Raw genomic sequence first — 11,987 nt, 5'->3', positions numbered from 1 at the left:
TCATCTTGCCGTCGGTGAATCGGCCGACTGGGTTTTTACAGTGACTTCACGCCGGCACAACGTTCGGCTGCATCCCGGTCCGGCGGTTCGGGCCGGATGCCCAACCCAGGAGATTGACCATGACCCGTTCCCCCGCCGTTTTTCTGTTCGCCGCCATGTCGGCTGCATGGGTGCCCTTGAGCGCTTCGGCGGCCAGCACCTTGCACAGCGCGCCCACCGAAGCCGGCTACACCGTGCATCCGCAGCATGCCGCCCAGGCAAAGTCGCGGGCGCAGGTCCTGTCGGAGCTGGCCACTGCCCGCACCGACGGCACCCTGGTGGCCATGCAGTGGGGCCTGGAGGTGCCTCGCAAGGAGGCCAATGCCCCGAGCGCGCTGACACGCGAGCAAGTGCGCCTGGAGGCCGAGCGCGCCGCCAAGGGCAACCTGCTGCGCTATGGCGACCATTGAGCCCGCCTCCGCACCCATGCAAATGCCAATGCAGGGCGCCTGACCACCCGGAGGCTTCGGGCAATGCCCAGCCCCGTGTCAGGCCCTTGCGGCCCACCGATATACTGCCGCCCGATGCGCCGCTGGCTGATGATTCTTTTGCTTTTCGCGATGCCGTTCCAGCTGAGCTGGGCGGCCGCCGCAGGCTATTGCCAGCACGAAAGCAATGCCAGCGCCTCGCATTTCGGGCACCACGAACACCACCACGTCGCGGCCACCAGTGCGTCGGCACAAGACACCGATACGCCCTCGGACCCCTTGCCGGGAGGTCCGGACAATGATTGCCTGACCTGCCACACCTGCACGGTGCAGCCCCTGGCCCATACCGCCAACGTAGCGGCCACGACCGGGCCCGCCGCCCGGCCCCCGTCCTTCACCGAGTCCTATCGCTCCCACGTGGGAGGCATTCCCACGCGCCCTGCCTGGCCCGCGCTCGCCTGATTCGGCGAGAGACACGGCACGGCCTTCCCTCTTTGATCACAGCCCTTCGCTGAGAACTCTCGCCGAATTCATCCGCCCGTTGTTGTTGCAACCCAGGAGAATTCGATGCACAGGCATTTCGTGTCGCTGGCCGCCATGGCTTTCGCGGCATTTCCGGTCTTTTCGCACAGCCAGACCGCCCCGCTTCCCCCCCCCGTCCACGGTGCAGCCACGCACCGTGGAATCGTCCGAGCCCTTGAGCCTTGCCACCGCGGTGACACTGGCATGGCAGAACAATCCCGACCTGTCCGCCGTGGCGCGTGCGCGCGACGCGGCGGATGCTGCCATCCGTCAGGCGGGCGCACGGCCCAATCCCGTGCTGGAGACCACGGTGGAAGACCTGCGGCAGGAGCGCCGCACGACGACCGTGCAGATCAGCCAGCCGATCGAGCTGGGCGGCAAGCGAGCCGCCCGCATCACAGCCGCCGAGCGGGCGCGGGACCAGGCCGCCGCCTCGGCCCTGGCGCGCAGATCGGAGCTTCGCGCGGGCGTGATCACCGCCTTCTTCGAAGTCCTGGCCGCGCAGGAGCGCGTCCGCATGGCCCAGGACTCGGTCACGCTGGCACAGTGGGTGGTGCATGCCGCGGCCAACCGGGTGGCGGCCGGCAAGGTCTCGCCCCTGGAGGAAACGAAGGCCAAGGTGGCCGAGTCCGGTGTGCAGGTGGAGCGTTTGCAGGCCGAGGGCGCCCTGCGAACCGCAAGGCAGCAATTGGCCGCGCTGTGGGGCAATCCGAAGCCCGCCTTCGCCCATGCCGTGGGACAGCTCGATGTCTTGCCCACCCCACCGTCCAGCCTGGAGATCGAGCAGCGGATGCATGGCGCACCCGCGTTGGTTCAGGCACGGCTGGAAGTCGATCGGCGCAGCGCGCTAACGGCCCTGGAGCAGGCCAAGCGGGTGCCTGACATCGCAGTGACGCTGGGCAGCAAGCGAAGCCCCGACGTGGGCGGAAACCAGTGGGTCGTGGGCGTGTCCATTCCCCTGCCCATTTTCGACACCAACCAGGGCAACCTGGCCGAAGCGTTGAGCCGCGAAGAGCAGGCGCGCGACGAACTGCTGTCCACCGAACTGCGCACAGCCTCCGAAGCGGCAGCGGCATTGGAGAACCTCCACGCGTCGCGTCTCGAGGCCGAAACACTGCAGCGCGACGCCCTTCCCGGCGCAGAGAGCGCCTACCAGGCCGCGACCAAAGGGTTCGAACTGGGCAAGTTCAGTTTTCTGGAAGCCCTCGATGCGCAGCGCACGCTGCTGCAGGTGCGCACGCAAACGCTGCGCGCCCTGGCCGCCGCGCACCGCGCCGCCAGCGAACTGGACCGCTTGCTGGGGCATGCCGGCGACGACCTGCCCTCCCCCATTCACTTCGCCCGCTGAAAGTCCGCCATGAACAAACGACTGAACCCATCGACCGGCAAAGCCGGCAAGCGCCAATGGTGGGTGGTGGCCGCCATTCTGGTGGTCACGCTGATCGCCGGCGCCCTGATCCTGCGTGGCAGCCCCGCCTCCTCCCAGGGTGGCCACGCCGAGGCAGATGGCCATGCGCCCCACGCGGAGGAAGCGTCCCATGGCTCCCCCGGTGAGAAAAGCGCCAGCCAGGATACCCATGCAGAGGAGGAAGCGGCCAAAGGACCGCATGGGGGCCAGCGCTTCACGGAAGACGGCTTCAGCCTCGAGGCGAAAGTGTCGGAAGACGGCGGCACCCCGCATCTCGCAGTCTGGCTTTCCGAGCAAGGCAAGCCGGTGAAAGCGGATGCCGCCCAGTTGTCCGCCACGCTGACGCGACCGGGAGGAGAGCGGGAAACGCTGTCGTTCACCGCCGATGGCGAGGGATTGAAGAGCGTGCAGGCCATCGAGGAGCCGCATGTGTTCGAGATCGCCCTCTCCGTTCAGAAGGACGGCCGTGCACACACCTTCACGCTGCACCAGGAAGAAGGAAAAATTCCCCTCACAGAAGCGCAGGCCAAGGCCGCCGGCATTGCGATCGACACCGCGGGCCCCGCGCGCATCCGTGCCACGCTGCAGTTGCCGGGCGAAATCAAATTCAACGAGGATCGCACCGCCCACGTGGTGCCGCGGCTGGCGGGCATGGTGGAAAGCGTCTCGGCCCAGCTCGGCCAACAGGTCCGCAAGGGGCAGGTACTGGCCGTGCTGTCGAGCCCGGCGCTGTCGGAGCAGCGCAGCGAGCTGCAGACCGCACAGCGCCGGGCCGAACTGGCCCGGACCACGTACGAGCGCGAGAAGAAGCTGTGGGAGGAAAAAATCGCGCCGGAGCAGGACTACCTGCAGGCGCAGCAGTCCCTGCGCGAAGCGCAGATCGCGGTCGCCAATGCACAGCAGAAGCTCTCTGCCATCGGTGCCACGCCTGCCGCATCGGCCCTGGGCCGCTATGAACTGCGCGCGCCTTTCGACGGCATGGTGGTCGAAAAGCACCTATCGCTGGGCGAGTCCGTGAAGGAGGACGCCAATGTCTTCACCCTCTCCGACCTGTCCACCGTGTGGGCCGAAATCAGCGTGGCCGCGCAACACTTGCCGTTGGTGCGCGTGGGCGAACGGGTGACCGTGCGCTCCACCGCGTTCGATGCGAAGGCGGAGGGCGAGGTCTCCTATGTCGGCGCCCTGATCGGCGCGCAGACGCGCATGGCCACGGCCCGCGTGGCGGTGGCGAATCCGCAGAAGGTCTGGCGGCCCGGACTGTTCGTGGAGGTCGAGCTGGTGTCGTCCGAAGCGACACCGCCGGTCACCGTGCGGACCGATGCGGTGCAGACCGTCGATGACAAAACCGTGGTCTTCGTCCGGGCCGAGGGCGGCTTCATTGCCCAGGCGGTTCAACTGGGTCGCACGGATGGCCAGCGTGTCGAGGTCGTCAAAGGGTTGGCAGCCGGCACGGCCTATGCCGCGGCAGGCAGCTTCGTCGTGAAATCCCAGCAGGGCAAGAGCTCGGCGTCGCACTCGCACTGAAGGTGGCCCATGTTTGAACGTGTCATTCAGTTTTCCATCGCGCAGCGCTGGCTCGTGATGCTGGCCGTGCTCGGCATGGCGGCCCTGGGCCTCTACAGTTACCAGAAGCTGCCCATCGATGCCGTGCCGGACATCACCAACGTCCAAGTGCAGATCAACACCGCGGCGCCCGGCTACTCTCCCCTGGAAGTGGAGCAGCGCGTGAGTTTTCCCGTGGAGACCGTCATGGCGGGGCTGCCCGGGCTGCAGCAGACCCGCTCGCTGTCACGCTACGGGCTGTCGCAGGTGACCGTGATCTTCCAGGACGGCACCGACATCTACTTCGCGCGGCAACTCGTGAACGAGCGCATCCAGTCGGCCCGCGGCCAGATGCCGGAGGGCGTTCACCCGGTCATCGGACCCATATCGACAGGCCTGGGGGAAATCTACCTTTGGACGGTGGAGGCCCAGGACGGGGCCCGCAAGCCGGATGGGCAACCCTACACCTCCACGGACCTGCGCGAGATCCAGGACTGGATCATCAAGCCGCAGCTGCGCAACGTGCCCGGCGTGACCGAGATCAACTCCATCGGCGGGTATGCCAAGGAGTACCAGATCGCACCCAGCCCCGACAAGCTGCTGGCGCATGGCCTCACGATGGGGGACCTAGTCACGGCGCTCGAACGCAACAACGCGAACGTGGGAGCCGGGTACATCGAGCGCCGCGGAGAGCAATACCTGATCCGCGCTCCCGGGCAGGTGCAGTCGATGGACGACCTGCGCAACGTCATCCTCGGCAACGCGGGCGGCGTGCCGCTGCGCGTCAGGGATGTGGCCGAGGTCGGGCTGGGCAAGGAACTGCGTACCGGCGCCGCCACCGACAACGGCCGAGAGGTCGTTCTGGGCACGGTGTTCATGCTCATCGGCGAGAACAGCCGCACGGTCTCCCAGGCCGTGGACCGCAAGATGAAGGAGATCAACCGGACCCTGCCCGCCGGCGTGCATGCGGTGACGGTGTACGACCGCACGGTGCTCGTGGACAAGGCCATCGCCACCGTGAAGAAGAACCTCTTCGAGGGCGCGGTGCTGGTGATCGTGATCCTGTTCCTCTTCCTGGGGAACATCCGCGCGGCGTTGATCACGGCCATGGTCATACCGCTGTCGATGCTGTTCACCTTCACCGGCATGGTGAACCAGAAGGTCAGTGCCAACCTGATGAGCCTGGGTGCGCTGGACTTCGGCATCATCATCGACGGCGCGGTGGTGATCGTGGAGAACTGTGTGCGGCGCCTGGCACACGCACAGCAGCACAAGGGCCGGCCGCTGACGCGGGCGGAGCGTTTTCACGAAGTGTTCGCGGCGTCGCAGGAAGCGCGGCGGCCCCTGTTGTTCGGCCAGCTCATCATCATGATCGTGTACCTGCCGATCTTCGCGCTCACGGGGGTGGAGGGCAAGCTGTTCCATCCGATGGCGTTCACGGTGGTCATCGCGCTGGTCGGTGCGATGGTGCTGTCGGTCACCTTCATTCCTGCCGCCGTCGCGCTGTTCATCGGCAAGACGGTGGGCGAGAAGGAGAACCGGCTCATGGGCTGGGCCCGCCGCGCCTACGCGCCGCTGCTGGACCGCGCCATGGGCGCCAAGCCCGTAGTCATCGCACTGGCACTCGCGGCCGTGCTGCTGTCCGGCCTGCTGGCGACGCGCCTGGGTACCGAGTTCGCGCCCAGCCTGGGCGAGGGTGATTTCGCCATGCAGGCGTTGCGCATTCCCGGCACCAGCCTGTCGCAGTCGGTGGCGATGCAGCAGCAGCTGGAGAGCACGCTGAAGGCGAAGTTTCCCGAGATCGAGCGGGTTTTTGCCCGCACCGGAACGGCCGAGATCGCATCGGACCCGATGCCGCCCAACATCTCGGACGCCTACATCATGCTCAAGCCGCAGGACACCTGGCCTGCACCGGCCCGGTCGCGAGAGCAGCTCCTTGCGGCCATCCAGGCCGAGGTGGAGCAACTGCCGGGCAACAACTACGAGTTCTCACAGCCCATCCAGTTGCGGTTCAACGAACTCATCTCCGGCGTGCGCAGCGATGTAGCGGTCAAGATCTTCGGTGACGACATGGCCGTGCTCGACCAGACCGCCCAGAAGGTCGCAGAAGTGCTCAACCGCATCGATGGCGCCACCGAGGTCAAGGTGGAGCAGACGAGCGGCCTGCCGGTGCTGACGGTGAACATCGACCGCGCCAAGACCGCCCGCTACGGACTGAATGTGGGCGATGTCCAGGAAGCCGTGTCGATTGCCGTGGGCGGGCGCGAGGCCGGCACCCTTTTCGAAGGCGACCGGCGCTTCGGCATCCTCGTGCGGCTGCCGGAGCACATCCGGACCGACCTGGAGGCCATCCAGCGGCTGCCGGTCGCACTGCCTCGCGGCGGCGACGCCGCGGACGCCCGCGCCCGCTTCATCCCGCTGAGCGAAGTGGCCACGCTGCAGTTGGCACCGGGTCCCAACCAGGTCAGCCGGGAGGACGGAAAACGCCGCATCGTCGTGAGCGCCAACGTGCGGGGCCGGGACCTGGGCTCCTTCGTGGCCGAGGCGGAGCAGGCCATGCAAGCCGTCCAGATCCCGGCGGGCTACTGGACCGCCTGGGGCGGCCAGTATGAAAACCTGCAGTCGGCCACCCAGCGCCTTCAGGTGGTCGTGCCGGTCGCGTTGCTGCTGGTCTTCACCCTGCTGTTCGCCATGTTCGGCAATGTGAAGGACGGGCTGGTCGTGTTCACCGGCATCCCGTTCGCACTCACCGGCGGCATCGTGGCGCTGTGGCTGCGCGACATCCCGATCTCGATCTCGGCCGCGGTCGGATTCATCGCGCTGTCGGGCGTCGCCGTGCTGAACGGGCTGGTGATGATCTCCTTCATCCGCGGCCTGCGCGAGGGCGGCATGCCGCTGGACGCCGCCATCCGGGAGGGAGCGCTCACCCGATTGCGGCCCGTGCTCATGACGGCGCTGGTGGCCTCGCTGGGCTTCGTTCCCATGGCCATTGCCACCGGCACCGGAGCGGAGGTGCAGCGGCCGCTGGCCACAGTGGTCATCGGCGGCATTCTGTCCTCGACCGCGCTCACGCTGCTGGTGCTGCCGCTGCTGTACCGGATCGTGCACCGGCGCAGCGAAGAAGAGGATGCCCAAGCCGCCGCCCACTTGCCGTCTACGGCCTGAGCACGCCCGCCTGCCGGCCTCTGCGGGCCGGCGCGCTTCGCTCAGTTCACCGTCAGCTTGCCAGGGCCTGCGTTGGACAGCACTTTCGCCTTGACGCTCGAGGCGGCGTCCAGGGTGTAGCCGCCCGCATAAGGAATCGTCCAGCCCGCTGCAGCAAAGCCGCATTGGGCTGCGAGACCGAGCGCAACGCCGTTGAGCAGCGACCCGGTATCGCGGATGGCACCCGTCCTGGAAGCCCCACCGGGGTTCTTCACCACATCGGCGCAGGTGGCAGCGCCGGGCACTTCGAACACGTTGTTTTCCGAGAGGATCTGCGCCTTGTAGCCCACGCCCAGGCTGTAGTTGTGCTTGTAGGGCGCGTCCGATTTGCTGCCGGTGTAGTAGTTGTTGTAGACGTGGACCCTGCCGTAACGCACGCGGGGCGCGCGCTCCACGACCTGGCTGTAGAGGTTGTGGTGGAAGGTCACCGTGAGATGGCCCTCCTCGTCGGTGCTGCTGTCTGAGGCGCCCACCAGGTGGGTTTTGTCGTGCCGGTCGAACACGTTGTTGGACACCGTCACGTAGTCGCTCGCGTGGATCACGTCCAGCGCACCGTCGTGGCATTGCTGGGGCTGGCCCTTTTCGATGGGAGCCTGATCGTCGGTGACGGGCGCGTCGGTGAACCGGTTGTGGTCCACCCAGATGCGTTGCGAACTGTAGATCGTGACCGCATCGAAGTCGGAGTTCCACCGCCCCTCGCTGCTGCTCCAGACCGGCGACAGATCGCAGGGAGCGACGATGGTCAGATTGCGCAGGATGACGTTGGAAACCCGCTTCATCAGGATCGAGGCGTTGACGATCCGGGCATCGCTTCCGGCCCCGATCAACGTGGTGTTGCTCGGAATCGTGATGAGGTTGCGCGCAGCCTGATCGGCCCGGCTGGTGAAAGGCCCTCCGTTGTCCGCGGCGGCCATGTCGATGGTGCCGTACACCACGATGATTTTCGGCTGGGCACCGCCCGCGCTGAGCGCGGCATTCAACTGGGATGGCGAACTGACCTTGCTCAGGTACTTCGCCGTGGCGCCCGCGCCGCCCGTGGTGCCGCCGCCCTGGCTGGCCCAGCCGTCGGGCGGTGCCGTGTCGGTGGTGTTGTCGGCATGCGCCGCGCCGGACAGCGCGGCGATCAAGAGTGCAGCGAGAGAACGTTGAATCACGATGGAGTCCTTTGGATCGGAAGAACAGAGCGCCACGAACCCCGGCCCCTCTGGCGCGGGGACGGCCATTCACCCCGTGACTTTGGCAACGCGCAGCCCTGTCTTCGTCGCACCCACCCGAAGCACCTGCCGGACAGGCGAACTCGGCCCGTGGATGCGGGGCTCACACGGCGAGCCGATACCCCACACCGGTCTCGGTCAGCAGATGGCGCGGCTGGGCCGGGTCCGCCTCCAATTTCTGGCGCAGGTGGCCCATGTAGATGCGCAGGTAGTGGTTCTGGTCCGAACGCATGGGACCCCACACCTCGCGCAGCAGCTGCCGCTGCGTGATCACGCGGCCGGCATTGGCCACCAGCACGGACAGCATGCGGTACTCGGTGGGCGTGAGGTGCACCTCGGCATGGCCGCGCCGCACCACCCGAGCGTTCCGGTCCACCTCGATGTCGCCGAAGCGGAACACGGGCTCCTCGGCCACCGGGGTGAGCCCGTTGCCGCTGGCGGCGCGCGGGCGGCGCAGGTTGGCGCGCACACGCGCCAGCAGCTCGCCGGTGCCGAACGGCTTGGTGAGGTAGTCGTCGGCGCCCGCATCCAGGGCCGCGATCTTGTCGGCCTCGTCGGTGCGGGCCGACAGCACGATGATGGGCACCGCCGACCAGCTGCGCACGTCGCGGATCAGCCCCACGCCATCGCCATCGGGCAGCCCCAGATCGAGCACCAGCAGGTCCGGCTGCCGCGTGCCGGCGGCCGACAGCCCCTCTCGCAGCGTCGCCGCCTCATGCACCAGCCAACCCTCGGCTTCGAGCGCACTGCGCACGAAGCGGCGGATCTGCGGCTCGTCCTCGATCACGATCACCGTTCGCAAGGCCAGGGTCATGGCGTTTCCGGCGCACCGGGCTCCAAGGGTTCGTCCAGGGGAAGCGGGGGCTCGTCGCGCCGCGGCAGGGTCACGGTGAACTCCGCCCCGCCGCGCTCGGCGCTGGCGGCGGCGATGTCGCCGCCGTGCGCCTGCACCACCGCCTTGCAGATGGCCAGCCCCAGGCCCACGCCGGGCGTGGCCGACTCCGACTGGCCACGGGTGAATTTCTCGAACAGCGTGTGCTCCTGCCCCCGCAGCGCGACCGGCAGGCCCGGCCCATGGTCGCGCACGGTCAGCCGCAGCGTGGTGGGCGTTGTGCTGGCGGACACCTCGATGGGCGGGGCGCCGTATTTGGCGGCGTTTTCCAACAGGTTGACCAGCACCCGCTCGATGAGCACGGCATCGAATTCCACCAAAGGGAGGTCCGCCGGCAGGTGCGTGACCACCGGCAAGCGCCCCAGCGCAGGGCGTGCGGCCCGGATCGCGGTGCCCACCACCTCCTCGACCGACTGCCAGTCGCGCCGCAGGTTCACGCTGCCGCCGGCAATGCCGCTCTCCAGCCGTGCCATGTCGAGCAGATTGCTCACCAGCGCATGCAACTGATGGGCCTGCGCCACGATGGCGCGGCCGGCCTCGGCCTGGCCTTCGGCCGACTGCGCGGGCAGCGATTCCGCCAGCGCGATCAGCGCCGTGAGTGGGGTGCGCACGTCGTGCGAAATGGCGCCCAGCAGGGCATTGCGCAGGCGCTCCGATTCCATGTCCACCACCGCGCGCTGCGCCACGTCCACGTAGTGCACCCGCTCCAGGGCGATGGCGATCTGCCGGGCCAGCGTATCGAGTTGCTGCGCCTGCTCGGGGATCAGCAGCCAGCGCGGCTGCGCGGGCTCCAGCGCCAGCACGCCCCGCACGCGCATGGGCGCCTTGAGCGGCACGTAGCGCCAGGTCTGTGCGGCCAGCGTGGCCGTGGCCAGGCCGGCGCTCTGGCCCTGGCGCAGCGTCCAGTCGGCCACGTTCGCGTCGAATCCGGGCGGCAGCCCCTCGGGCATGGCCAGGCGGTCGCTCTCGTCCAGCGCGAGCACCGCCGCGCGCCCGCCGAAATGCTTTTGCACCGCGGCAGCACCGATGGCGGTGATCTGCTCCACCTGCAGCGCTGCGGACAGTTCGCGCGTGAGATCGAACAACGACTGCGCGCGCCGCTCGCGGCTCGCCGACACGCCCGCCGCGAAGCGCAGCCCAGCGGTGAGCTGCCCCACCAGCAGCCCCACCATGAGCATGACCCCGAAGGTGACGAGGTACTGCACGTCGCTCACGGCGAACGACATGCGCGGCGAGACGAAGAAGAAATCGAACGCCAGCACGTTGACCAGCGCCGCGAGGGCCGCCGGCGCCCGGCCGAACCGCATGGCCACGCCCACCACCCCGAGCAGGTACAGCATGACGATGTTGGCCAGCTCGAACACCCCGGACAGCAGGTGGGTGAGCAGGGTGACGGCCACGCTCACGGCCAGTGACCACACGAAGCCCGGCCAGCGGGCCGGCTGGCGCTCCTCGCTGTCGAGCGCTTCGGTGCCGGCCCGCCCCCAGTCCGCCTGCGCCAGGCGCCGCGAACTGCCGGCGCGCCCGGCCTCCACGATGTCGAGGGCCGGGGCCGCAGCGGCCAGGACCTGCGCCACGGGCCGTGCGGGCCACCAGCGCCGCCAGCCGGCGGCCTGGGCCGGGCGACCGACCACGAGCGTGGCGCAGTTGAGCCGGTGCGCATGCTCGGCCAGCACCGGAGCGACCTCGCCACCGGTCAGCACCGCGGTTTCCGCGCCCAGGCCCTCCGCCAGCTGGAGCACGGCCAGCACGCGGTCCCGGCGCCGGGCATCGAGCCGCTGCAGCCGCGGCGTTTCCACATAGGCAGCGTGCCAGCGCACATTGAGCTGGCCGGCCAGCCGCGCCGCGGTACGCACCGTCTGGGCGGCATCCTCGCCGGGCCCCACGCAGGCCAGCAAGGCGCCGGAGGTGTTCCAGGCCGGTGGCACGCGGTCGCCGCCCGCGCCGGACTGCTCCACGCGCCAGCCGCGCACGTCGTCCTCGACATGCTCGGCCGTGCGCCGCAGCGCGATCTCGCGCAGCGCGATCAGGTTGCCCTTGCGAAAGAAGTTCTGCGCCGCCCGCTCGGCCTGCTGCGGCAGGTAGACCTTGCCGGCGGCCAGGCGCGCGGCCAGTTCGTCCGGTGTGGCATCGACCAGCACCACCTCGTCGGCCTCGTCCAGCACCGTGTCGGGCACGGTTTCGTGCACGCGCACGCCGGTGATGGCGCCCACGGTGCCGTTCAGGCTTTCCAGGTGCTGAACGTTGAGCGCGGTCCACACCTCGATCCCGGCGGCGAGCAGCTCCTGCACGTCCTGCCATCGCTTGGCATGCCGGGACCCGGGCGCATTGGAGTGCGCCAGTTCGTCCACGAGCAGCACGGCCGGCTGGCGCGCCAGCGCACCGTCGAGGTCGAACTCGGTGCGCTGGCGGCCCCGGTAGTCCAGGCTGCGCAGCGGCAGCACGGGCAGGCCCTCGACCAGCGCGGCGGTCTCGCTGCGGCCATGGGTCTCGACCACCCCGATGAGCACGTCGCGCCCCGCCTTGCGCTCGCGCTGCGCCGCGCTCAGCATCGACCAGGTCTTGCCCACGCCCGCGTTGGCACCGAAGTAGATGCGCAGCTTGCCGCGCTGGGTGCGCTCTTCCTCCGCGCGCATCTGAGCGATGAGCGCGTCGGGGTCCGGGCGGGCGATGTCAGGCATGGGCGAAGGAACGTGCGGGCCCTATTGTGGCGGGCGTTGCGCCGGGATCGGCGCAAG

At 68.7% G+C, this 11,987-nt stretch carries 8 protein-coding genes; 5 read left to right on the top strand and 3 right to left on the bottom strand.

The features are described from left to right. Positions 1-119 precede the first annotated feature (119 nt). From AVTE2539_RS19920 to AVTE2539_RS19900, 5 genes are all read left to right on the top strand, one after another. Entirely contained in the window at positions 120-449 is a 330-nt protein-coding gene (locus tag AVTE2539_RS19920; protein ID WP_284406685.1) for a DUF4148 domain-containing protein, read from the top strand. Positions 450-563: 114 nt separating this feature from the next. Continuing rightward, on the top strand, positions 564-929 hold the full coding sequence (gene czcI, locus AVTE2539_RS19915; protein WP_284413292.1) for a cation efflux protein, CzcI family: 366 nt from the start codon (positions 564-566) through the stop codon (positions 927-929). 202 nt (positions 930-1,131) lie between these two features. Next, positions 1,132-2,337: a TolC family protein gene (locus AVTE2539_RS19910; protein ID WP_284413290.1), complete on the top strand. Its 1,206-nt coding sequence runs from the start codon at positions 1,132-1,134 to the stop codon at positions 2,335-2,337. Positions 2,338-2,346: 9 nt separating this feature from the next. Further along, a complete protein-coding gene (locus AVTE2539_RS19905) occupies positions 2,347-3,921 on the top strand; it encodes an efflux RND transporter periplasmic adaptor subunit (RefSeq protein ID WP_284413287.1) in 1,575 nt (524 codons plus the stop codon). Positions 3,922-3,930: 9 nt separating this feature from the next. Then, a complete protein-coding gene (locus tag AVTE2539_RS19900) occupies positions 3,931-7,104 on the top strand; it encodes a CusA/CzcA family heavy metal efflux RND transporter (protein WP_284413285.1) in 3,174 nt (1,057 codons plus the stop codon). A 41-nt stretch (positions 7,105-7,145) separates the two neighbouring features. On the opposite strand, the gene AVTE2539_RS19895 is transcribed toward AVTE2539_RS19900, so the two are convergent. From AVTE2539_RS19895 to AVTE2539_RS19885, 3 genes are all read right to left on the bottom strand, one after another. Continuing rightward, entirely contained in the window at positions 7,146-8,297 is a 1,152-nt protein-coding gene (locus AVTE2539_RS19895) for a pectate lyase family protein (protein WP_272565804.1), read from the bottom strand. Positions 8,298-8,460: 163 nt separating this feature from the next. After that, positions 8,461-9,171 (bottom strand): two-component system response regulator KdpE, encoded by a 711-nt coding sequence (kdpE, locus tag AVTE2539_RS19890; RefSeq protein WP_284413283.1) that lies wholly within the window; start codon positions 9,169-9,171, stop codon positions 8,461-8,463. Next, on the bottom strand, positions 9,168-11,930 hold the full coding sequence (locus AVTE2539_RS19885; RefSeq protein WP_284413281.1) for a DUF4118 domain-containing protein: 2,763 nt from the start codon (positions 11,928-11,930) through the stop codon (positions 9,168-9,170). The genes kdpE and AVTE2539_RS19885 overlap by 4 nt, the downstream gene beginning before the upstream one ends. Between the last annotated feature and the right edge of the window lie 57 nt (positions 11,931-11,987).

The sequence above is a fragment of the Acidovorax sp. SUPP2539 genome (assembly GCF_030158975.1).
Lineage (GTDB): Bacteria > Pseudomonadota > Gammaproteobacteria > Burkholderiales > Burkholderiaceae_C > Paracidovorax.
This window is presented reverse-complemented; position numbering and strand designations above follow the sequence as displayed.

Excerpts from the sequence above, each read along its gene's own strand:
- kdpE (WP_284413283.1), bottom strand. The coding sequence starts at position 9,171 with ATGACCCTGGCCTTGCGAACGGTGATCGTGATCGAGGACGAGCCGCAG.
- czcI (WP_284413292.1), top strand. The coding sequence starts at position 564 with ATGCGCCGCTGGCTGATGATTCTTTTGCTTTTCGCGATGCCGTTCCAG.
- AVTE2539_RS19905 (WP_284413287.1), top strand. The coding sequence starts at position 2,347 with ATGAACAAACGACTGAACCCATCGACCGGCAAAGCCGGCAAGCGCCAA.
- AVTE2539_RS19885 (WP_284413281.1), bottom strand. The coding sequence starts at position 11,930 with ATGCCTGACATCGCCCGCCCGGACCCCGACGCGCTCATCGCTCAGATG.
- AVTE2539_RS19900 (WP_284413285.1), top strand. The coding sequence starts at position 3,931 with ATGTTTGAACGTGTCATTCAGTTTTCCATCGCGCAGCGCTGGCTCGTG.
- AVTE2539_RS19920 (WP_284406685.1), top strand. The coding sequence starts at position 120 with ATGACCCGTTCCCCCGCCGTTTTTCTGTTCGCCGCCATGTCGGCTGCA.